The organism is Streptomyces sp. NPDC057280 (assembly GCF_042668605.1).
Taxonomy (GTDB): Bacteria; Actinomycetota; Actinomycetes; order Streptomycetales; family Streptomycetaceae; genus Streptomyces.
On the sequence record NZ_JBHUYR010000005.1, the window covers coordinates 512,271 to 532,379 of the forward strand.

Annotated in this window: 18 protein-coding genes; 7 read left to right on the forward strand and 11 right to left on the reverse strand. The window is 70.3% G+C overall.

Annotated elements, in window-relative coordinates:
- Nucleotides 1-5: 5 nt before the first annotated feature.
- On the forward strand, nucleotides 6-1,184 hold the full coding sequence (locus ACFUO4_RS29865; protein WP_079311133.1) for a dipeptidase: 1,179 nt from the start codon (nucleotides 6-8) through the stop codon (nucleotides 1,182-1,184).
- Here ACFUO4_RS29865 and ACFUO4_RS29870 read toward each other — a convergent pair.
- The gene (locus ACFUO4_RS29870; protein WP_383490666.1) at nucleotides 1,133-2,272 is read right to left on the reverse strand and encodes an alkene reductase; all 1,140 of its coding nucleotides are present in this window, start codon (nucleotides 2,270-2,272) and stop codon (nucleotides 1,133-1,135) included. The genes ACFUO4_RS29865 and ACFUO4_RS29870 overlap by 52 nt on opposite strands.
- Before the next feature lie 61 nt (nucleotides 2,273-2,333).
- Here ACFUO4_RS29870 and ACFUO4_RS29875 point away from each other — a divergent pair, with 61 nt between their 5' ends.
- Together ACFUO4_RS29875 and ACFUO4_RS29880 are read left to right on the forward strand one after the other, a co-directional pair.
- On the forward strand, nucleotides 2,334-2,693 hold the full coding sequence (locus ACFUO4_RS29875; protein WP_079311132.1) for a MerR family transcriptional regulator: 360 nt from the start codon (nucleotides 2,334-2,336) through the stop codon (nucleotides 2,691-2,693).
- Nucleotides 2,694-2,791: 98 nt separating this feature from the next.
- Nucleotides 2,792-3,931 carry a dipeptidase gene (locus ACFUO4_RS29880; RefSeq protein ID WP_383490668.1) on the forward strand — a complete coding sequence of 380 codons (1,140 nt, stop codon included), beginning with the start codon at nucleotides 2,792-2,794 and terminating at the stop codon, nucleotides 3,929-3,931.
- A gap of 10 nt (nucleotides 3,932-3,941) precedes the next feature.
- On the opposite strand, the gene ACFUO4_RS29885 is transcribed toward ACFUO4_RS29880, so the two are convergent.
- Both ACFUO4_RS29885 and ACFUO4_RS29890 read right to left on the reverse strand, forming a co-directional pair.
- The gene (locus tag ACFUO4_RS29885; RefSeq protein WP_383490670.1) at nucleotides 3,942-4,328 is read right to left on the reverse strand and encodes a VOC family protein; all 387 of its coding nucleotides are present in this window, start codon (nucleotides 4,326-4,328) and stop codon (nucleotides 3,942-3,944) included.
- A gap of 13 nt (nucleotides 4,329-4,341) precedes the next feature.
- Nucleotides 4,342-4,701: a VOC family protein gene (locus ACFUO4_RS29890; RefSeq protein WP_383490672.1), complete on the reverse strand. Its 360-nt coding sequence runs from the start codon at nucleotides 4,699-4,701 to the stop codon at nucleotides 4,342-4,344.
- An 84-nt stretch (nucleotides 4,702-4,785) separates the two neighbouring features.
- On the opposite strand from ACFUO4_RS29890, the gene ACFUO4_RS29895 reads away from it, so the two are divergent.
- Nucleotides 4,786-5,286: a CGNR zinc finger domain-containing protein gene (locus ACFUO4_RS29895; protein WP_079311128.1), complete on the forward strand. Its 501-nt coding sequence runs from the start codon at nucleotides 4,786-4,788 to the stop codon at nucleotides 5,284-5,286.
- Nucleotides 5,287-5,401: 115 nt separating this feature from the next.
- On the opposite strand, the gene ACFUO4_RS29900 is transcribed toward ACFUO4_RS29895, so the two are convergent.
- Nucleotides 5,402-6,745 (reverse strand): UDP-glucose dehydrogenase family protein, encoded by a 1,344-nt coding sequence (locus ACFUO4_RS29900; RefSeq protein WP_383490674.1) that lies wholly within the window; start codon nucleotides 6,743-6,745, stop codon nucleotides 5,402-5,404.
- Nucleotides 6,746-6,935: 190 nt separating this feature from the next.
- Here ACFUO4_RS29900 and ACFUO4_RS29905 point away from each other — a divergent pair, with 190 nt between their 5' ends.
- A complete protein-coding gene (locus ACFUO4_RS29905) occupies nucleotides 6,936-8,093 on the forward strand; it encodes an acyl-CoA dehydrogenase (protein ID WP_383490676.1) in 1,158 nt (385 codons plus the stop codon).
- A 331-nt stretch (nucleotides 8,094-8,424) separates the two neighbouring features.
- Here ACFUO4_RS29905 and ACFUO4_RS29910 read toward each other — a convergent pair whose 3' ends face one another.
- Nucleotides 8,425-8,973 (reverse strand): acyl-CoA thioesterase, encoded by a 549-nt coding sequence (locus ACFUO4_RS29910; protein ID WP_383490678.1) that lies wholly within the window; start codon nucleotides 8,971-8,973, stop codon nucleotides 8,425-8,427.
- 119 nt (nucleotides 8,974-9,092) lie between these two features.
- Here ACFUO4_RS29910 and ACFUO4_RS29915 point away from each other — a divergent pair, with 119 nt between their 5' ends.
- On the forward strand, nucleotides 9,093-10,379 hold the full coding sequence (locus ACFUO4_RS29915) for an LCP family protein (protein WP_079311124.1): 1,287 nt from the start codon (nucleotides 9,093-9,095) through the stop codon (nucleotides 10,377-10,379).
- A 71-nt stretch (nucleotides 10,380-10,450) separates the two neighbouring features.
- Here the strand turns inward: ACFUO4_RS29915 and ACFUO4_RS29920 are convergent, their stop codons facing one another.
- The 3 genes from ACFUO4_RS29920 to ACFUO4_RS29930 all read right to left on the reverse strand — a co-directional run bounded on the left by ACFUO4_RS29920 (nucleotide 10,451) and on the right by ACFUO4_RS29930 (nucleotide 13,384).
- The gene (locus ACFUO4_RS29920) at nucleotides 10,451-10,822 is read right to left on the reverse strand and encodes a four-helix bundle copper-binding protein (protein WP_383490681.1); all 372 of its coding nucleotides are present in this window, start codon (nucleotides 10,820-10,822) and stop codon (nucleotides 10,451-10,453) included.
- A gap of 168 nt (nucleotides 10,823-10,990) precedes the next feature.
- Nucleotides 10,991-11,824, reverse strand: coding sequence for an SAM-dependent methyltransferase (locus ACFUO4_RS29925; RefSeq protein ID WP_079311123.1), 834 nt, complete (start codon nucleotides 11,822-11,824; stop codon nucleotides 10,991-10,993).
- A 108-nt stretch (nucleotides 11,825-11,932) separates the two neighbouring features.
- Nucleotides 11,933-13,384: an LCP family protein gene (locus tag ACFUO4_RS29930; RefSeq protein WP_383490683.1), complete on the reverse strand. Its 1,452-nt coding sequence runs from the start codon at nucleotides 13,382-13,384 to the stop codon at nucleotides 11,933-11,935.
- Nucleotides 13,385-13,534: 150 nt separating this feature from the next.
- Here ACFUO4_RS29930 and ACFUO4_RS29935 point away from each other — a divergent pair, with 150 nt between their 5' ends.
- Nucleotides 13,535-14,563 (forward strand): glycosyltransferase family 2 protein, encoded by a 1,029-nt coding sequence (locus tag ACFUO4_RS29935; protein WP_383490685.1) that lies wholly within the window; start codon nucleotides 13,535-13,537, stop codon nucleotides 14,561-14,563.
- Nucleotides 14,564-14,645: 82 nt separating this feature from the next.
- On the opposite strand, the gene ACFUO4_RS29940 is transcribed toward ACFUO4_RS29935, so the two are convergent.
- The 3 genes from ACFUO4_RS29940 to ACFUO4_RS29950 all read right to left on the reverse strand — a co-directional run bounded on the left by ACFUO4_RS29940 (nucleotide 14,646) and on the right by ACFUO4_RS29950 (nucleotide 19,982).
- Nucleotides 14,646-16,205 (reverse strand): LCP family protein, encoded by a 1,560-nt coding sequence (locus tag ACFUO4_RS29940; RefSeq protein WP_383490770.1) that lies wholly within the window; start codon nucleotides 16,203-16,205, stop codon nucleotides 14,646-14,648.
- 260 nt (nucleotides 16,206-16,465) lie between these two features.
- Complete coding sequence (locus ACFUO4_RS29945) at nucleotides 16,466-18,058, reverse strand: LCP family protein (protein WP_383490687.1); 1,593 nt, start codon at nucleotides 18,056-18,058, stop codon at nucleotides 16,466-16,468.
- 172 nt (nucleotides 18,059-18,230) lie between these two features.
- Entirely contained in the window at nucleotides 18,231-19,982 is a 1,752-nt protein-coding gene (locus ACFUO4_RS29950; protein ID WP_383490689.1) for an LCP family protein, read from the reverse strand.
- Nucleotides 19,983-20,109 lie beyond the last annotated feature (127 nt).

The window sequence follows — 20,109 nt, forward strand, 5'->3', positions numbered from 1 at the left end:
CGGCCATGTCCTCGCTGGAGACCGCCCGGGAACTCCTCGCCGAGTTCCCGGTCGTCGACGGCCACAACGACCTGCCCTGGGCGCTGCGCGAACAGGTCCGCTACGACCTCGACGCCCGTGACATCGCCACCGACCAGAGCGCCCATCTGCACACCGACCTCGCCCGGCTGCGGGCCGGCGGGGTCGGGGCGCAGTACTGGTCGGTGTACGTCCGCGCGGACCTGCCCGACGCGGTGCCGATGACGCTGGAACAGATCGACTGCGTACGGCAGTTGATCGACCGGCACCCGGCCGACCTGCGGGCCGCGCTGACCGCCGCGGACATGGAGGCGGCGCGGTCGGAGGGCCGTATCGCCTCCCTCATGGGGGCCGAGGGCGGCCACTCGATCGCCAACTCCCTTGCGACGCTACGCGCGTTGTACGCGCTCGGTGTCCGCTACATGACCCTCACCCACAACTACAACAACGACTGGGCGGACTCCGCGACGGACGAGCCGAAGGCCGGCGGCCTCACGGCCTTCGGGCGGGCGGTCGTGCGGGAGATGAACCGCGAGGGCATGCTCGTCGACCTCTCCCATGTGGCGGCGACGACCATGCGGGACGCGCTGGACGCCAGCCGGGCGCCGGTGATCTTCTCGCACTCCTCGTCCCGGGCGGTCTGCGACCATCCGCGCAACATCCCCGACGACGTCCTGGAGCGGCTGCCCGCCAACGGCGGCGTCGCGATGGTGACGTTCGTGCCGAAGTTCGTCCTCCAGGCGGCCGTGGACTGGACGGCGGCGGCCGACGAGAACATGCGCGAGCACGGCCTCCACCACCTGGACACCACCCCCGAGGCGATGAAGGTGCACCGCGCCTTCGAGGAGCGGCACCCGCGCCCGGTCGCCACGGCCGCGACGGTCGCCGACCACCTCGACCACATGCGCGAGGTCGCGGGCGTCGACCACCTCGGCATCGGCGGCGACTACGACGGCACCGCGTTCACCCCGGACGGCCTGGACGACGTCTCCGGCTACCCGAACCTGATCGCGGAGCTGCTCGACCGCGGCTGGTCCAGGGCGGACCTGGCCAAGCTGACCTGGCAGAACTCGGTGCGGGTGCTGGGCGCGGCGGAGGACGTCGCCCGGGACCTTCAGGCGACGCGCGGCCCGTCCAACGCGACGATCGAGTCGCTGGACGGCTGAGCGCCGGTTCCGTGCAGGGCGGGGTAGTCGGTGTAGCCGGCCGCCCCGCCCACGTACATCAGGTACCGGTCCCGTACGGGGTTCAGGGGCGCCCCGAGCCGCAGCCGGTCCACCAGGTCGGGGTTGGCGAGGAACGGCCGCCCGAGGGCCACGAGATCGGCGCCCGCGGCCAGCATGTCCCGCGCGGCCTGGGTGACCGCCCCGGTGGTGACGCCGGTCAGCACCGGGTTGCCGATCAGGGTGCCGGGCCAGTCGGCGCGGATGCGGCGGTACCAGCCGGTCGCCGGGTCGGCGTGCACGAGGTGCAGATAGGCGAGGCCGAGGTCCTTCAGACGGGCCACCAGCGCCGGGTAGAGGGTGTCGGTGTCGTCCTCGACGATGCCGTTGACCGTGCCGCCGGGGGAGACCCGTACGCCCACCCGGTCGGCGCCGACCGCGTCCGCGACCGCCTCGGTGACCTCGACGGTGAACCGCACCCTGCGCTCCACGGGGCCGCCGTACCCGTCCGTCCTGCGGTTGGTGTTGGCGGCCAGGAACTGGTGCAGCAGATGCCCGTTGGCCGAGTGCACCTCCACCCCCTCGAACCCCGCATCGACGGCCCGGCGCGCGGCGGCGGCGAAGTCGGCGGCGGTGGCACGGATGTCGTCGAGGCTCATCTCCCGTGGCACGACTGCCGGTTGATGCCCGCGCGGGGTGAAGATCGTCTCCGGGAGCGGCACGGCGGAGGGGGCGACGGGATGCAGCCCGGTGGTCTCCGGATGGCTGACCCGCCCGCCGTGCTGGAGCTGGAGGAACATCCGCCCGCCTGCCGCCCGCACGGCCTCGGTCACCCGCCGCCAGCCCTCCACGTGCCGGTCGGTGTGGATCGCGGTGATGTTCGGGTACGTCTGCCCGACCGCGTTGGGGGTCGCCGCCTCGCCGATGATCAGACCGGCGGAGGCGCGCTGGGTGTAATGGGTGACCATGAGGTCGGTCGGGGTGCCGTCGGCCTCCGCGCGGTTGCGGGTCAGCGGGGCCATCACCAGGTGGTGGGGGAGGGCGAGGCGGCCGAGGCGGGCCGGGGCGAGGAAGTCCGTTGAGTTCGTCATGCCGGGACGGTAGAACTTGACACTGATGTCAGATTCAAGCCCGTAGAAGGCGGTGGCAGGCATGCGGATCGGTGAACTCGCCCGGCGCACCGGCGTCAGCGAGCGCTCGCTGCGCTACTACGAGACCCAGGGCCTGCTCGCATCCGACCGCACCCCCGGCGGCCACCGGGACTACCCCGAGGCGGCCGTGGACCGCGTCATCAGGATCCAGGAACTGTACGCGGCGGGCCTGCACAGCGAGAAGATCCGGCAGCTGCTCCCCTGCATGCGGGACCAGGACGGCGGCCCCTCCACCGTCGCCACCCCACGCCTCGTCGCCGACCTCACCGCCGAACGCGACCGCATCGACCGCATGATCGCCGACCTGGTCCGCTCCCGCGACACGCTGGACGAGGTCATCCAGGCCGCCGAAGCCGGCTAGTACGCCGAACGCCCCACCCACCAGGAAGCCCCCCGCGCCCCGTGCGACGGTGACCGTACTGCTGATCATGTCGCCGACCACGACGTACGGAGCCCGCCATGGCCGATCTCCAGGACGAACTGCACACGACGACCGAGGTCGGCGCGCTCGACGAGCTGCCCGACCCCTTCGCGGAGACGGCGGAGACAGCCGGGACGGCGCGGCCCTACACGCCCGTCTCCGACCCGGACACCGAGCCCCTGGAACGGGCGCACGCCATCCTCGCCGCGCACCCCGTCGCCGACGGCTACAGCGGACTGCCCTGGGCCCTGCGGCACCTGTCCTGGTACGACCTCGAACTCGGCGAGAGCTCCGTCGACACGGACGTGCCCCGGCTGCGCGAGGGCCATGTGGGCGCCCTGTTCTGGTCGCTGCACCTGCCCGAGAGCATCGGCGGCGACCGCGCCGTGGGCGCCACCCTGGAACAGCTGGACCTGGTGAAGACGGTCGTCGGGGCGCATCCGGAGGGCCTCCGCCTCGCCCACACCGCCGGTGAGACCGCCGACGTACGGCACTGCGGCCGGGTCGCCGTCCTGCTCGGCCCCGCCGGCGCCGCCGCCCTCGGCGACTCCCTCGGCATCCTGCGCTCGCTGCACGCTCTCGGCCTGCGCGTCCTCACCCTGTCCGGCGCCTCCTGGGCCAGCGAGGCGGGCCTCACCCGGTTCGGCGAGGAGGTGCTGCGGGAGATGAACCGGCTCGGCGTCCTCGCCGACCTCTCCGGCGCCTCCGCCGACACCGTCCGCCGCGCGATCGCCGTCTCCAAGGCGCCGCTGCTGTGCACCCGCTCCGCCGCCCGCTCCCTGCGGCCCCACCCCGCCAACCTCCCCGACGACCTGCTCGCCGAGCTGGGCGCCGCCAACGGCCTGTGCATGGTGCCGCTCACCGCCGAGCAGACCGGCCCGAACGTGCGGGACGTGGCCGACCACCTCGACCACGTCCGCGCGGTCGCCGGACCGGAGTGCGTCGGCCTGTCCGGCACCTACGACGCCGGCACCGCCCACCCGCAGGACCTCACCGACGCCTCCTGCTACCCGCACCTGGTCGCCGAACTCCTGCGCCGCGACTGGTCCGAGTCCGACATCGCCCTGCTGGCCTGGGGCAACGTCCAGCGCGTCCTGCGCAGCGCGGACTTCACGGCCCGCGCCGCCCGGGAGCGACGCGAGCCGTCGACGGCGAAGATCTCCGACCTGGACGGGTGAGCCGGGCGGTTCAGACGGGGCCGATCCGGCAGAGGCAGAACGGATGCCCCGCCGGATCGGCGTAGACCCGGAAGTCCTCCTTGTCCTCGGCGTGCAGCGGCTTCGCGCCCAGCGCCAGCACCTTCCTCTCCGCCTCCTCGACCTCCTCCCAGGTGGTTCCCGCGTCGAAGTCGAGGTGGAACTGCTGGGAGTTGCGGTCGGCACGCGGCCACTCCGGCGGGGCGTACCCGGGCGCCCGCTGGAAGGCCAGCCGAGGCCCGCCGGGCACCTGGAGGACGACCCACTCGGGATCGTCGTCCTCGGGGGTGCCGCCGACGACCCCGGCGTAGAAGCGGGCGAGCGCGCGTGGATCAGGGCAGTCGAGCACGACGGAACGGAAACGGGCTGCGGCTGTCATGGGTACCTCCGGCTCAGCAGGCGCACAGGCAGAACGGGTGCCCCGCCGGGTCGGCGTACACACGGAACGAACGCGAGCGGTCCTCGGCGTCCAGCGCCTTCGCGCCGAGCGCGAGGACCTCCTTCTCGGCGGCGTCCAGATCCTGCACGGTCAGGTCCAGATGGAACTGCTGCGAGCGGTCCGCAGACGGCCACCGCGGGGGTACGTGGCCGGCGGCGGCCTGGAACGCGAGCGACTGTCCGCCGGGCACCTTCACGTCCACCCACTCCCCGTCCCCCTCCACCGTGCCGCCGAGCACCTCGGCGTAGAAACCGGCCAGGGCGCGGGGGTCGGGACAGTCCAGGACGACGGTGCCCAGCTTGGCGAGAGCCATGACTTCCTCCGATGTTACCTGTAGAAGCGGTCAACGAGTAACGCGGTTACCGCATACTCCCCCATAAGAGGTAACGTCGCAAGCATGAGTGAGAGATCGGCCGCGCCCGGCAGCCTGGCTCTGGTCGAGTCCCTGGTGAACACGCTGGACATCGAGTCGGGCGCGGACGCCCTCGACACGGCCGACGGGCGGGAGCGCTTCGGGCTCACGGAGGCGCAGGTCCCGGGGGCGCGCGAGCTGCGGGAGTCGCTGCGGGCGGCGCTGCTCGCGCACGCGGGCCATCCCGCGCACGCCCCGGTCACGCCCCTGGGCGAGCTGCTGGCCTCGGCCCCGCTGCGGGTGACGGTCGACCCGGCGGACGGCTCCGCGGCGCTCGTGTCCGCCGACGAGGGGCGCCTTCACTCCCGTATCGCCGAAGCCGTCGCGGCCGCCCTGATCGCGGGCACCTGGCTGCGCCTCAAGGCGTGCGAGAGCGACACCTGCCACTGGGCGTACTACGACCGCAGCCCCGCCGGACGCGGGCGCTGGTGCTCCATGCAGGTGTGCGGGGCGCGGGCGAAGATGCGGCGCTACCGGGCCAAGTAGTTCGCCGGATGCCGCACAGGCCGGTGGTGCAGAATGCAACAAGACGCCGGTTCGGCCGACTGAGCCTCGGCCGAACCGGCGTCGCCTGCCGCGGAAGCTTTTTCAGGAGCAGGGATCAGGCGGTGGGGCGCCCCATCGCCCGGTACGTCCACCCGGCCTTCCGCCACAGCACCGGGTCGAGGCTGTTGCGCCCGTCCAGGATCAGCCGGACCGCCGCGGCCTCGCCGAGCGCCGCCGGGTCCAGCTCACGGAACTCCCGCCACTCCGTCAGGTGCAGGACGACGTCGGCGCCCCGGACCGCCTCCACGGCGGTGTCGGCGTAGCCGAGGGTCGGGAAGACACGGCGGGCGTTCTCCATGCCCATCGGGTCGTAGACGGTCACCTGGCCGCCCTGGAGATGGATCTGCCCGGCCACGTTCAGCGCGGGTGAGTCCCGGACGTCGTCGGTGTCCGGCTTGAAGGTGGCGCCGAGGACCGCGACCCGCTTGCCGAGGAACGGCCCGCCGCCCAGCGCCTCCCGCGCCAGCTCCACCATCTGCCCGCGCTGGCGCATGTTGATCGAGTCGATCTCACGCAGGAAGGTCAGCGCCTGGTCGGCCCCCAGCTCACCGGCGCGCGCCATGAAGGCACGGATGTCCTTGGGCAGACAGCCGCCGCCGAAGCCGATGCCGGCCCGCAGGAACTTCCGGCCGATCCGGTCGTCGTACCCGATGGCCTCCGCCAGCTTGGCGACATCGCCGCCCGAGGCCTCGCACATCTCCGCCATCGCGTTGATGAAGGAGATCTTGGTGGCGAGGAAGGAGTTCGCCGAGGTCTTCACCAGCTCGGCGGTGGGGAAGTCGGTGACGACGAACGGCGTGCCCTCCGACAGCGGCGTCGCGTACACCTCGCGCAGCAGCTTCTCGGCCCGCTCGCTGCGCACCCCGACCACGATCCGGTCCGGGTGCAGCGTGTCCTGCACGGCGAAGCCCTCCCGCAGGAACTCCGGGTTCCAGGCCAGCTCGGCGTCGGCCCCGGCGGGGGAGTGGTCCGCGAGGTAGCGGGCCAGCCGGTCGGCGGAGCCGACGGGCACGGTGGACTTGCCGACCACCAGGGCGGGCCCGGTCAGGTGCGGCGCCAGCGAGGCGATCGCGGAATCGACGTACGACATGTCGCAGGCGTACTCGCCGTGCTTCTGCGGGGTGTTGATGCACAGGAAGTGGACATCGCCGAAGGCGCCGACCTCGGCCCAGTCCTGGGTGAAGCGCAGCCGCCCGCTGGACCCCTCGATCCCGGCGACGTGCTTGCGCAGCAGCTCCTCCAGGCCGGGCTCGAACATCGGGGCCTCGCCGCGCTGGAGCATGGCGATCTTCTCGGACACGACGTCAAGGCCCAGCACCTCGAAACCGAGCTCGGCCATCGCCGCCGCGTGCGTGGCGCCGAGATAGCCGGTGCCGATCACGGTGATCTTGAGGGCCATGGATGCTCCAGAGGTGGACGGAGTTGATGCGCTGCCCGAGCATAGTCGGGGCGTGACAGCGCCCCTCGTCGGGCAGCCTTTCCCCTGTCGCCAAGCTCACGTATCACTCCCGTGGGCGGGCCTCTAAAATTTGAGTTACTTAACGGTAATTAGCGTCGACCATCGCAGCGCACTGGGAGCGTGAGACACCTTGGCCGGATCGGCTGACTTCGACCTGTACCGCCCGTCCGAGGAGCACGACATGCTCAGGGACGCCATCCGCTCGCTGGCCGAGGCGAAGATCGCGCCGTACGCCGCCGCGGTGGACGAGGAGGCCCGCTTCCCGCGCGAGGCCCTCGAGGCACTGGTCGCGAACGACCTGCACGCCGTCCACGTGCCCGAGGAGTACGGCGGCGCCGGCGCGGACGCGCTGGCCACGGTGATCGTGATCGAGGAAGTGGCGCGCGTCTGCGTCTCGTCCTCCCTGATCCCGGCCGTGAACAAGCTGGGCTCGCTGCCCGTCATCCTCTCCGGCTCCGAGGAGCTGAAGAAGAGGTACATGACGCCGCTCGCCAAGGGCGACGCGATGTTCTCGTACTGCCTCTCCGAGCCCGACGCGGGTTCCGACGCGGCCGGCATGAAGACCCGGGCGGTCCGCGACGGCGACCACTGGATCCTCAACGGCGTGAAGCGCTGGATCACCAACGCGGGCGAGTCCGAGTACTACACGGTGATGGCCGTGACGGACCCCGAGAAGCGCAGCAAGGGCATCTCCGCCTTCGTGGTCGAGAAGTCCGACGAGGGCGTGTCCTTCGGCGCCCCGGAGAAGAAGCTCGGCATCAAGGGCTCCCCGACCCGCGAGGTCTACCTCGACAACGTCCGCATCCCCGCCGACCGCATGATCGGCGAGGAGGGCACCGGCTTCGCCACGGCGATGAAGACCCTGGACCACACCCGCATCACCATCGCGGCCCAGGCCCTCGGTGTCGCCCAGGGCGCCCTCGACTACGCCAAGGGCTACGTCCAGGAGCGCAAGCAGTTCGGCAAGGCCATCGCCGACTTCCAGGGCATCCAGTTCATGCTCGCCGACATGGCGATGAAGATCGCCGCCGCCCGCGCCCTGACCTACCAGGCCGCGGCCGCCTCCGAGCGCGGTGACAAGGACCTCACCTTCCAGGGCGCGGCCGCCAAGTGCTTCGCCTCGGACGTGGCGATGGAGGTCACCACGGACGCGGTCCAGCTGCTCGGCGGCTACGGCTACACCCGTGACTACCCGGTGGAGCGCATGATGCGCGACGCGAAGATCACGCAGATCTACGAGGGCACGAACCAGGTCCAGCGCATCGTCATGGCGCGCAACCTGCCGTAACGGCACAGTCGAAACGGCCCCCGCGCGATGCCGGGGGCCGTTGTCGTCGGTGGGGCGGCCGGGGTTCCTCGTAATTCGAATGCGCCCCCCACGCGGTGACCTGCACCGACTACACGGACTGCTTCCTGGTCGACGTCGGCGGGAACGGGTGGTTCGCCGGCGGGGCGTACCACCGTGACATCAAGCTGAAGGTGACCGACCGGGCCGCCGACGGTCACCACGTGGTCATCCGTTTCGTCCCGTACAACGCCACCACCGGCAAGGACAAGTACTGGTCATCAGCAACTGCACCAACTGGGTCTGACCCCCACGGAAGAGGCGGGCGGGCGGCTCAGTCCTCGAACCCCTCCGCCGCCCGCTTCTCCCGCAGCTCCATGATCGCCCGGCGGCGGGCCAGCCGGTGGGTGCGGCGGATCTGGGCCTCCTGGTAGCGGCGTTTGTCCTTCTCCGTCTCCGGGATCACCGGCGGCACCGCGCGGGGCTTGCCGTCGGCGTCGACCGCGGCGAAGACGAGATACGCGGAGCCGACCTGGGTCGCCGGGGCCGACTCGTTCCAGCGCTCCGCCAGCACCCGCACCCCGACCTCCATCGAGGTCCGGCCGGTCCAGTTGACCTGGGCCTTCACATGGACCAGGTCACCGACCCGGACCGGCTCCAGGAACGCCATCTCGTCCATCGAGGCGGTCACCGCGGGCCCGCCGCTGTGCCGGCCCGCCACCGCGCCCGCCGCGTCGTCGACCAGCTTCATGATCACGCCGCCGTGCACCGTCCCCAGCAGGTTGGTGTCGTTGTGGGTCATGATGTGGCTGAGGGTGGTGCGGGACGCCGACGTGGGCTTGCCAGGAATGTCGGACTCCGCTGCGGGGGCCTGGTCTGTCATGGCGTCCACCTTATGCCGCCGCCTCGATCGCGGACTTTGTGTTGGGTTCGCAACAGCCGTGCCCTGATTTTCCTACGACCCTTGTAAAGGGCACAGCCGTTCCCTGCACACTGGGCCCCATGAACGATTGGCCCGAGGCATGGTCCGACGAGAACCGCGGCAACCGCTACGGACGCGGCAGCGCGAGCGCACAGCCTGAAGGCGCCCGCGCCATGCGGCAGGTCCGCAGGCCCGCCTCGGGCGCGTACGGGGGTGGGCCCGGCCAGTCCGCGCCGCCCTACGGCGGCGGAGTGCCGCAGCAGCCCTCGTACGGCGGCTACACCGACGCCCCCGCCGGCGACGGGTACGACAGCGGCTACAACACCGGCCAGGTCTACGGCTCCGGCGGCCCGGGCGGTCCCGGCGGCCGTACCCGTGGTGAGCGGCCCGCGCCGAACTGGCGGCGCCGGATCAAGTGGACGGCGATCATTGTCGTCACGGTCCTGGTCGTGACGACGATCGGCACGTACTTCTGGGCCGACTCCAAGCTCAACCGCGAGGTCGACCTGTCGAAGGTCATCGACCGGCCCGACGCGGGCAAGGGCACCAACTACCTGATCGTCGGCTCCGACAGCCGTGAGGGCATGTCGGCCGAGGAGAAGAAGAAGCTGCACACCGGGTCCGCCGAGGGCAAGCGCACGGACTCGATGATGATCCTGCACGTCGGTGACAACGGCGACACGCTGATCTCCCTGCCGCGGGACTCCAACGTGACCATCCCGCAGTTCAAGGGCTCCGAATCCGGCAAGATCAGGCCCGCGATGGGCGCCAACAAGCTGAACGCGGCCTACGCGATCGACGGGCCGACCCTGCTGGTGCGCACGGTCGAGTACAACACCGGCCTGCACATCGACCACTACGTCGAGATCGGCTTCAACGGGTTCGCGGACATCGTGGACGCCGTCGGGGGCGTCGAGATCGACATCGACAAGGGCTTCAAGGACAAGTACTCGGGCGCCGACTTCAAGAGCGGCAAGCAGACGCTGAACGGCGAGCAGGCCCTGGCCTTCGTCCGGACCCGGCACGCCTTCGCGGCGAGCGACCTCGAGCGCACGAAGAACCAGCAGAAGTTCCTCTCCGCCCTGGCCCACCAGGTCGCCACCCCGTCGACGGTCCTGAACCCCTTCAAGTTCTACCCGACGATGGGCGCCGGCCTGGACTCCCTGATCGTCGACAAGGACATGAGCCTGTGGGACCTGGCGTCCATGTTCTGGGCGATGAAGGGCGTCAGCGGCGGGGACGGCACCTCCATGAACATGCCGATCTCCGGCTCGACCGGCGGCAACCTCGTCTGGGACAAGGCGAAGGTGAAGACGCTGGTGGACGAGCTGAAGAACGACGAGAAGGTCACCGTCTCCGGTAACTGACCCGGCGACTGATCCGGCACCACTCAGGGGCACCCTCCGGGGTGCCCCCGAGCCGTTTCAGGCCGCCGCGCTCACATCGTGGCGCCCGCCATGCTGCGACACATCTCCGCGCAGCGTCGACACGCCTCCGCGCAGCGCATCATCATCCGGTCGTCCGGCATGGCCATACACGCCTCGGCGCACATGTCGCACGCCTTGGCGCACATCGCGCACATCTCGGCCGACATCGGCGAGCGGCGCATCATCATGTCCGCGCACATGCGGGTCATCTCGGAGCAGTCCATGAGCGCGCGCATGACCTGCATCTGGGCCTGGCCGCCCATCTGCATGCAGGAGCTCATGGTCTCCTCGCACATGCTGTGGCAGGACATGCAGGCCTCGACGCAGTCCTGCATCTCCTTGGTCATGGCGGTCATTCCGGTCATTCCGGGCTTGGTGGTCATGGCTCCTCCTCGGGGGGTGCGGAGCCCGGGACGGGCCCCGTGCGCTTCCGTCCTACGCCCGCCCACCGCCCGGCGCCATCGGGCGGACGGTAATAATCCGGAACGTAACCGGCGCACACGCACGGTCCCCGCCATTTCCCCCGGACGACCCGGTGGCCGCCATCAGGGTTACGGCTTCCTGCCCACCCCTCCGAAGTGCGTGACCTCGGCGATCTCGCCCTCCGGCGCCTCCGGCCGCCAGCGCGAGCAGGAGACGATGCCGGGTTCGAGGAGCTCGACGTCCTCGAAGAGGCGGGCGAGGTCGGCGCGGCTGCGCAGGGTCATCGGGGCCGAGCCCTGGCTGTTCCAGTACTCCACCGCCGACTTCATCGCCTCGCCGTCGACCTCGGTGGTGGGGTGGGAGATCACCAGGTAGCTGCCGGAGGGCAGGGCCGCCAGCAGCTTGCGCACGATCCCGACCGCCTCGTCGGTGTCCATGACGAAGTTGACGATGCCGAGCATCGTGACCGCGACGGGGCGGGAGAAGTCGAGGGTCTCGGCGGCGCCCCGCAGGATCGCCTCGGGGTCGTGGACGTCGGCCTCGATGTAGTCGGTGGCCCCCTCGGGCGTGCTGGTGAGCAGGGCGTGCGCGTGGGTGAGGACCAGGGGGTCGTTGTCGACGTAGACGATCCGGCACGTGGGGTCGACGCGCTGGGCGACCTCGTGGGTGTTGTCGGCGGTGGGCAGGCCGGTGCCGATGTCGAGGAACTGCCGTATGCCCGCGTCCTCGGCCAGATACCGGACCGCGCGGGCCAGGAAGGCGCGGTCCGCGACGGCCGAGCGCGGCAGGGCCGGGACGAAGGACAGGATCTGGTCGCCGACCTCCTCGTCCACGGGGTAGTGGTCCTTGCCGCCGAGCCAGTAGTTCCAGATCCGGGCCGAGTGGGACACGTCGGTGCGGAGCCTGGTCACGCGTGCGACGCCTTCGTCACGGGACTCCGGGGGGCTGGACGGATCGGACATGAGCCTGGTCTCCTTCGGGCGGCACTGACCGGACATCACCGGTCGGGATGCGCACCAAACTAGACACAAGTTCACGGCCGTGGCCGGAAGTTGACCGAAATTCCGGACTCACAGGCACCCGACCTCATCGCCGGTGACCACCCCGAACTCCCCCTGGTACGGATCCTCCGCCCGCACCTTCCGCACCTGCCGGAAGTCCGCCCCGGCGATCACCTTCAGCACCGCTCCCTGCCCGCGCACCGGCCGCAGCTCGCTGCCCGGCAGCGCCGCCGCCAGCGACTTCGCGGAGCGGTCCCAGCGGGGGTCGTAGGCGACGACCGTGCGCTTGACGGAGCGGTTCGCCGAGGTGACCGGCTGGTGGGTGGTGCGGAAGCCGGTCGCGGCGAGCGCCGCGTCGACGCGCTTGCCGAGCCCGGCGGTCGCGGTGCCGTTCTCGACCTGGACGCGGATCTGCTGCGGGGCGACGGCGACCCGTAGGGCCTTGCTCTTCGGCTTGTGCGCGGCCAGCGGCTTGTCCTCGCGCAGCGTCTGGAAGAGCCGGCCCGCCTTCCGCGCGTCCCATTTCAGGGTGGAGCCGACGCCCTTGACGGCGTACCCCATCTGCCCGATCGGGACCGTCGTGAACTCGGAGGAGGACGGCGAGAAGTTCCGCATCGCCCGCCCCAGGTCGAGGAGCTCGTCCGTGCCGAACTCCCGGTCCGCCCGCACCGAACCCAGCACCGCCCGTGTCACGTCCCGGAACTTGAGCGGGTTGAGGAGGATGCCGGAGGAGGTCGCGCGGTCGATCAGCGCCGCCATGAAGCGCTGCTGGCGCTTCATCCGGCCCAGGTCCGCCGCCCCGTCGATGTGCCGCGAGCGGACGTACTGGAGGGCCTCGCCGCCCATCAGGGTGTGCGAGCCGGCGGGCAAGTCCAGGCCGGTGTAGGGGTCCTTCAGCGGTTCCGCGGTGCAGATCTTCACGCCGCCCAGGACGTCCACCGTCTTCATGAAGCTGGTGAAGTCGACCTCCAGATAGTGGTCGATCTTCACGTGCGTCATCGTCTCGACGGTCCGCACGGTCAGCTGCGGGCCGCCCTCCGCGTACGCCGCGTTGAGCTTGACGGGGTGGCCGTGGTGCTGCTCACCGGTGGTCTGGTCGGTGTGCGGGGGCGTCATCGCGTACGAGTCGCGCGGCAGGCTCACCACGCTGGCCCGCTCCCGGTCCTCCGAGATGTGCACGATCATGATCGTGTCGGTGCAGTGACAGGGCGCGCCGCCAAGGCGGTACTTCTGCCGCTCGGCCTCGGTGATCTTGTCCCGGCCGTCGGTGCCGACCAGCAGCACGTTCATGCCGTGCCCGGCTCTCGGCCGGTTCTTCATGTCCTTGAAGGGGTCCACGCGCGCGATGTCCGCGTCGAGGCTGGAGATCACCGCGTGCCCGATGCCGGCCGAGGCGAGGATCACCACGGAGAGCGTGGTGATCGCCCGTGCGGCCCACCGCGGTTTCCGCCGCCGGACGGGTGGCCGCGGCCTCGGTCGGGGCCGGGGGGCGGCGGGGGAGCGGCGGGGCGGCGTGGACATGGGGGACACCTCCGCTGAGACCGGACGGGACCGGGCCTGAGGGCCTTGCACGGGATCTTCAGCACCGTAGGCCGATACGATCTGCGGCCCGGGACGCCGCCCCGGGCGGGGCGCACCGGTGTCCCCCGTTCGCGGTAACGTGAGCCCCCTATGAACGCCAAGCCCGACGTGCAGCTCCCCGCCGTGTCTGTGATCATGCCGGTCCTCGACGAGGAACGGCATCTGCGCGGAGCCGTCCAAGCGATCCTCGCGCAGGAGTACGCCGGCGAGATGGAGGTCGTGATCGCCCTCGGTCCGTCCAGGGACCGCACGGACGAGATCGCCGCCGAGCTCGTACGCGAAGACCCCCGCGTCCACACCGTCCCCAACCCGACCGGCCGCACGCCCGCCGCCCTGAACGCCGCGATCAAGGCCTCCCGCTATCCGATCGTCGTCCGCGTCGACGGCCACGGCATGCTCTCGCCGAACTACATCGCCACCGCCGTACGGCTCCTCGAGGAGACCGGCGCGCAGAACGTCGGCGGCATCATGCACGCCGAGGGCGAGAACGCCTGGGAGGACGCGGTCGCCGCCGCGATGACCTCGAAGATCGGCGTCGGCAACGCGGCCTTCCACACGGGCGGGCAGGCGGGTCCCGCCGAGACGGTCTACCTCGGTGTCTTCCGCCGCGAGGCCCTCGAACAACAGGGCGGCTACAACGAGGAGTTCATCCGCGCCCAGGACTGGGAGCTGAACTTCCGCATCCGCGAGGCGGGCGGCCTGATCTGGTTCTCGCCGGAGCTGCGGGTCTCCTACCGTCCGAGGCCGTCCGTGAAGGCGCTGGCCAAGCAGTACAAGGACTACGGCCGCTGGCGGCACGTCGTCGCCCGGTACCACTCCGGCTCCATCAACCTGCGCTATCTGGCTCCGCCGGTCGCCGTCTGCGCGATCGCGGCCGGGATCGTGGTCGGCGCGGCCGTGACCCCGCTCGGCTTCGTGATCCCCGGCGGCTACCTCGCGGCGATAGCCCTGGGCTCGCTTCCGGCCGGCAAGGGCCTGTCGCTCAAGGCCCGCCTCCAGATCCCGGTCGCCCTCGCCACCATGCACATGTCGTGGGGGTACGGCTTCCTGACCAGCCCCAAGTCACTGGCACGCAAGGTCATCGCGTCGCGGCGGCCGGCGGTGCTGACGCAGGCGTAAGGGCCTTCGAAGGCTCCCGAAACGGCCCGAAGGCCCCCTCCCGCGACCGGGAGGGGGCCTTCGGTCGTTTCAGACCCGCGTGCTACCAGGTGAAGTCCGGATTGACGTGCATGCAGGCCTTGGTGTCCGCGCCGTTGAAGGTGTCCTCCGACTCGGGCAGCGAGTCGTCCTCCTTCGGCGCCTTGTACGTCGTACCGTCACGCCAGTCCGCGCCCACGACGAGCGTCACCCCGGAGACGTCCGTGGACTTCTTCACCGAACTCGTCGGCACGCCAAGGACCTTGGCCACGCGCAGGGCGTCGCCCTTGAGGTCGAGGCTCGGGTAGCGGATCAGGGTCTTCTCCGCGGCCGTCGCCGTCGTCCGGTCCGCCGCCGCCTTGGTGAAGCCCTTGCCGACCAGGAGCTCGGCCACCGTGCCCGCCCGGCCGGAGACGGGGGCGAGGGTGTCGGTGCGGGTGCCGTTCTCGACGGTGATGCCGATCTCGTCGTCCGCGGCGGCCTTGTCGGAGGTGGTCGTCTCCTTCGCGGTCTTCTTCTTGTCCTTGCCGTCGAGGGCGATGTCCTCACGGACGAGCCGGAAGACCTTCTCCGCCTCCTCCGGCTTGGGCACCACCCGGTTGCCGTCCGCGGCGTACTGCCACGGCATCGTCGTCATGGTGATGCGCTTCGTGGGGACCTTGCGCAGCTCGTTGCTCAGGTCGTACAGCTTCGTCACCGATCCCAGCCCGTCGTCCACCGTCAGCGCCTCGGTGGCCGTCTCGGCGAGCTTGCGCAGCTTGTTCGGGCTGCTCAGCGTCGCGTTCTCGCGCAACTGGCGGACCATCGAGTTCATGTACTGGTGCTGGGCCTTGGCCCGGGCGATGTCGGTGTTGTCCTCGAAGCCGTACCGGGTGCGCAGCCACTGCAGGGCCTGCTTGCCCTTGATGGACGTGGTGCCTTCCTCGAGCCGCAGGCCCGAGCCGTGCCCCGTCCGGGTGTGCGAGTAGATGTTGGCGTCCACGCAGACCGGCACGCCGCCGATCGCGTCCGCCATCGACACCACGCCCGAGAAGTCGACCATGATGAAGTGGTCGATGTGGATGTCGGTGAGCTTCTCCCAGGTCGCCACCGTGCAGCCGGGGCCGCCGCGGCCGAGGGAGTCGTTCGTCATCTTCGAGGTGAGCGCCGGGTAGACCTTGTCGTCGTCCGGGTCCGTGCACTTCGGGATGTCGACCAGGGTGTCGCGCGGCATGCTGACCACCGACATGTTGCTGCGGTCCGCCGACAGGTGCAGCAGCATCTGGACGTCCGCGCGCGGGGCGGTGTTGTACGTCTCCTTGGCGCCGCCGAGCTTCTGGTTCTCGGCGTTGTCCCGGGCGTCCGACCCGATCAGCAGGATGTTCAGCGGCGTCTGCCCGGCGGCGTTGGCCTCCGTCTTGGCGGCCCTGTCCTTCTCGTCGCCGATGTTCAGGTCGTCCTTCTTGAGGTTGCCGTTGAGGTGCCGGTAGTAGAGGTACCCGGCGCCCGCGGTGCCGACTATGACCACCGCCAGCACGATCGCCGCCCAGCGCAGGAACCGCCGGCCCCGCCTGCGGCCACCTCGGCCGCGTCGCCCCCCGCCGTGCCCTGCGGGCGGTCTGGGGCCCTGCGGTGTGAGGGACATCGTGTCCTCGACCGCGGGCACCTCTCCGCGCACGCTCTGCGTCAACTCCCTGCCCTCCCCACCCTGCGCCAGAAAAGCGGACCCTGGGCCGACCCGCCGAGCCTCCCCTTGCCCGGCGGGCGGCTGGTCGACTGCGCGCCCGGTCCGCCTGTTCGGAAGCGTACGCGAGCGCGGCTCATCATTCTTCAGTCACTTAGGAGTTCGCTGTGGAGGCAGGGGTTTCCCTCGGTCGCCCCCGGGCCCGCTCCCACCGCGGCCTCCTACCACTGGTACGTCCCGTACACGTCCATGCACTTGCTGTCGTCGGCCCCGTTGATCTCGTCGGAGTTCGACGGCAGGTCCCCGGCCTTCGGATCGGACTTCTTCGGGTACGTCGTGCCCTCACGCCAGTCGGCGCCCACGACGAGTGTGATCCCCGAGACGTCCGCCGACTTCTTCACCGAACTCAGCGGAATGCCAAGGGACTTGGCGACGCGCTGGGCGTCGCCCTCCAGGTCCGCGCTCGGATAGCGCACGACGGTCGCCTCCTCGGCGAGCCCCGCCGTGGCGTCCGCGGTGGCCCGGGCGAAGCCCTTGCCCCGGAGCAGGTCGGTGACGGTGCGGGCCCGTCCGTTCGCCGGGCCGAGCGTCGCGGACCGGGTGGCGTTCTGCACGGTGACCGCGATCTGGTCGTCGGGTGCCGCCGGGTCGTCGGAGACCTTCTCCTTGGTCTTCTTCCTGCCGGCCGAGCCCTTGTCGTCGAAGGGGACGTCGTCGCGGAGCATCTGCCACATCTTCGCGGCGCCCGCGGGCTCCGGAACCAGATGGTTCTTGTCCTGGGAGTCCTCGATGTTCGGCATCGTCGTCATGGTGAGCCGGTCCGTCGGCACCGACTTCAGCTGCATGCCCAGGTCGTAGAGCTTCTTCACGGTGCCGATCTCCTCGGAGACCGTCAGGGACTTCGTGGCCGCCTCGGCCAGGTCCATCAGGCGCCCGCCGTCGGTGAAGACGTTCTGGCTCTTCAGCGTGCGGATCATCGAGTTCAGGTACATGTGCTGGGCGCGCGCCCGCATCTGGTCGCTGCCCCAGGCATGCCGGGTGCGCAGCCACTGGAGCGCCTGCTTGCCCTTGATCTCGTGCCTGCCCTTGGTGAGCTTCAGGCCGGAGCCGCCCTTCTGCGCGGCTGTCGGGTGGTCCCACACGTTCTGGTTCACACAGACCTCGACGCCGCCGACGGCGTCCGCCATGCTCACCACGCCCGCGAAGTCGATCGTCATCCAGTGGTCGATGTAGACGCCGGTCAGGTTCTGCCAGGTGTCGAGCGTGCAGCCGGCTCCGCCGCGGGCCAGCGTCGTGTTGATGATGTCGTTGGTAGCCGGGTACACGTGACCCGTCTTGGGGTCCGTGCACTTGGGTATGTCGACGCGGGTGTCGCGCGGGATGCTCACCACGGCGGCGCTCTTGCGGTCCGCGGACAGGTGGATCAGCATCTGCACGTCCGCCAGCGGCGGATTGCCCCGGTTGTCCTTGCTGCCGCCCAGCTTGACGTTCTCGTCGGAGTTACGGCTGTCGGAGCCGATCAGCAGGATGTTCAACGGAGTCTGTCCCGCGGCGTTCGGCTCGGCCTTCTTCGCGCTGGAGCCACCGGTGCTGCGCTTGCCCTTGTCGATGTTGGCGTTCAGATGCTGGTAGTACAGATAACCGGCGCCGGCCGTGCCGAGTATCAGCACCGACAACGTCGTCGCCGACCAGCGCAGCACGCGGTGCTTGCGGCGCGGTCGCGCCCGGCGTCTGCCCTGTCTGCCCGCGCCGCCCTCGGCCGCCCCCTCCGCGACCTCCGGCTGCCGCTCCTCCCGGACACTGCTGTGGCTCATCTCCCCGTCCTCCCCACCCTCACCACGCACCCCACAGGCCTGCCGTACGCCCTGTTAGACGTTCGACAGGCCTGTCAGGTCAACACACTTCAGATGTTCAGCGGGCGCCGTTGCCCGCGTCCCCGCTCTCAGCGGGCGCCGTCGCCCGCACACCCGCCCCCGCGGGCCACGCTCACTTGGCGCACTTCACCTCGTTCGCCGTGGTCTTGTCGACGTTGGACGCCGTCGCGGTGGAGTTCATCTTCACCCCGGCCCCCTTGAAGTCCTCGCCCAGCGTCAGCGTCATCGTCGGCAGCCCCTGGGAGTTGGTGACACTCTTGCCGGGCTTCATCATCGAGCCCTTGAGCCCCAGGATCGCGGCCAGCCGGCGAGCCTGGTCGGCCTGGTCGGGGGCGTATTCGAGCGTCGTCTTCTTCTGGCTCTCGTCGGCGTTGCCCGCGTTCTCGGACTTGGTCACGCCCGCCTCGGTCTGGAGGTACGTGAGCTCCTCCTGGGCGCTGCCGGCCGCGGCACCGCCGTTGAGGATCCGCACCCGCACCTCGGAGGCGTCCGACTTGGGGCCCTTCAACCGGGCGGCGACGGCGGCCTTCTCCTTCTTCTCCTGGGCCTTGACCTCGGTGAAGGAGGTGTCGCTCTTGATCATGTTGAACACCTGCGAGGCGTTCGGCTCGAGGGGCACGACCGTCGCCTTGACGACCTCGGCGGGGTTGTCCTTGACCGGGACCGTGGTGAAGGTGATGTTCTTCATCGGCACCTTCTTCAGCTCCAGGGCCACGTCCTTGAGCGTGCTGGCCTTCCCTATGCCGGTGTCGACGGTGAGCGCCTTGGTGGCGGCGTTGGCCAGCTTGATCAGCTTGGTCGGGCTGGTGAGGGTGTCGCCGGAGGTCATCTTGCGCATCAGCGAACTCATGAACTGCTGCTGGACCTTGATGCGGTCGAGGTCGCCCTGGTTGCCGAAGCTGTGCCGGGTGCGGACGAAGGCGAGGGCCTGCTCGCCCTCGATGGTGTGCTTGCCGGCCGACAGCTTCAGATGCGAGTCGGGGTCGTCGACGTCCTTGGCGAGACAGACCTCCACACCGCCCACCGCGCTCGTCAGCGTCTTCACCGCGTTGAAGTCGGCCATCGCGAAGTGGTTCACGTCGATGCCGGTGAGCTCCTCGACGGTCTTCATGGTGCAGCCGGGGTTACGGCCGTCCTGGCCGAGGCTGGTGTTGAAACGCTGGTGCTGGGTGCCCGGGATGATCTTCTGGGTGCCGTCGTCCTCGGTGACCTCGCAGTCCGGAATGTCCACGATCAGGTCCCGGGGGATGCTCATCGCGGTCGCGTTCGTCCGGTCCTTGGAGACGTGCAGCAGGATGTTGGTGTCGGCGTGCCCGACACTGCCCTTGTCGCCGTAGCCCTCGTTGCCCGACCCGGTCCGCTTGTCGGTGCCGATGATCAGGATGTTGAAGGCCTCGTCCTTGCTGAACCCGTCGTCGGCCACGTTGCCGACGTCCTCGGTGGTGACGTTGCCTTCGAGGTGCTTCAGATACAGATAGGCGGCGCCGGCCGTGCCGACCAGCACGAAGGCCATCACGCCGCCGGTCCACAGCAGTATTTTCTTGCCGCGCGCCTTCTTCTTGACCGGCCGCCGGTTGCGGCGCCCGGGCGGCGGCTCCTCGGGAGCACCGCGGCGCCGACGGGGCGCCGGTACGTCACGGCCGGGGGCGTCGGCGGGAGAGGTGCGTCCCGGCGCGGCCGTTCTGCCGCGCGGCGTCCCGGACGGGCCCGCCGGACGAGGCGTCGTTCTGCTGCGTGGCCCCGGGACCGCTGATTGCGGTGCGGAAGGAGTCAGTCGCAGTTCGTATTCGCCAGTGTTCGGATTGAGTACCCACTGGTCTGCGGGGTCGATGTCGTCCGCCCGCCCACGGCCTTGCGCGTCCACGGTTGTCTGAATCCTCCGTCGGGGCCACGCGGCGCCTTCCCCCTCAAAGGCGCTCGGGTCTCGGTCACACAGTGCACGACCCCAGGAAGACCTATCGGCCTGCTGCACCGGATCGCTCACACTATCC

What these genes read in the sequence shown, in the direction of transcription:
- ACFUO4_RS29875 (WP_079311132.1), top strand. Translation starts at nt 2,334, where the DNA reads ATGCGGATCGGTGAACTCGCCCGGCGCACCGGCGTCAGCGAGCGCTCG.
- ACFUO4_RS29885 (WP_383490670.1), bottom strand. Translation starts at nt 4,328, where the DNA reads ATGACAGCCGCAGCCCGTTTCCGTTCCGTCGTGCTCGACTGCCCTGAT.
- ACFUO4_RS29880 (WP_383490668.1), top strand. Translation starts at nt 2,792, where the DNA reads ATGGCCGATCTCCAGGACGAACTGCACACGACGACCGAGGTCGGCGCG.
- ACFUO4_RS29915 (WP_079311124.1), top strand. Translation starts at nt 9,093, where the DNA reads ATGAACGATTGGCCCGAGGCATGGTCCGACGAGAACCGCGGCAACCGC.
- ACFUO4_RS29925 (WP_079311123.1), bottom strand. Translation starts at nt 11,824, where the DNA reads ATGTCCGATCCGTCCAGCCCCCCGGAGTCCCGTGACGAAGGCGTCGCA.
- ACFUO4_RS29865 (WP_079311133.1), top strand. Translation starts at nt 6, where the DNA reads ATGTCCTCGCTGGAGACCGCCCGGGAACTCCTCGCCGAGTTCCCGGTC.
- ACFUO4_RS29920 (WP_383490681.1), bottom strand. Translation starts at nt 10,822, where the DNA reads ATGACCACCAAGCCCGGAATGACCGGAATGACCGCCATGACCAAGGAG.
- ACFUO4_RS29935 (WP_383490685.1), top strand. Translation starts at nt 13,535, where the DNA reads ATGAACGCCAAGCCCGACGTGCAGCTCCCCGCCGTGTCTGTGATCATG.
- ACFUO4_RS29900 (WP_383490674.1), bottom strand. Translation starts at nt 6,745, where the DNA reads ATGGCCCTCAAGATCACCGTGATCGGCACCGGCTATCTCGGCGCCACG.
- ACFUO4_RS29910 (WP_383490678.1), bottom strand. Translation starts at nt 8,973, where the DNA reads ATGACAGACCAGGCCCCCGCAGCGGAGTCCGACATTCCTGGCAAGCCC.
- ACFUO4_RS29940 (WP_383490770.1), bottom strand. Translation starts at nt 16,205, where the DNA reads ATGTCCCTCACACCGCAGGGCCCCAGACCGCCCGCAGGGCACGGCGGG.
- ACFUO4_RS29870 (WP_383490666.1), bottom strand. Translation starts at nt 2,272, where the DNA reads ATGACGAACTCAACGGACTTCCTCGCCCCGGCCCGCCTCGGCCGCCTC.
- ACFUO4_RS29930 (WP_383490683.1), bottom strand. Translation starts at nt 13,384, where the DNA reads ATGTCCACGCCGCCCCGCCGCTCCCCCGCCGCCCCCCGGCCCCGACCG.
- ACFUO4_RS29895 (WP_079311128.1), top strand. Translation starts at nt 4,786, where the DNA reads ATGAGTGAGAGATCGGCCGCGCCCGGCAGCCTGGCTCTGGTCGAGTCC.
- ACFUO4_RS29890 (WP_383490672.1), bottom strand. Translation starts at nt 4,701, where the DNA reads ATGGCTCTCGCCAAGCTGGGCACCGTCGTCCTGGACTGTCCCGACCCC.
- ACFUO4_RS29945 (WP_383490687.1), bottom strand. Translation starts at nt 18,058, where the DNA reads ATGAGCCACAGCAGTGTCCGGGAGGAGCGGCAGCCGGAGGTCGCGGAG.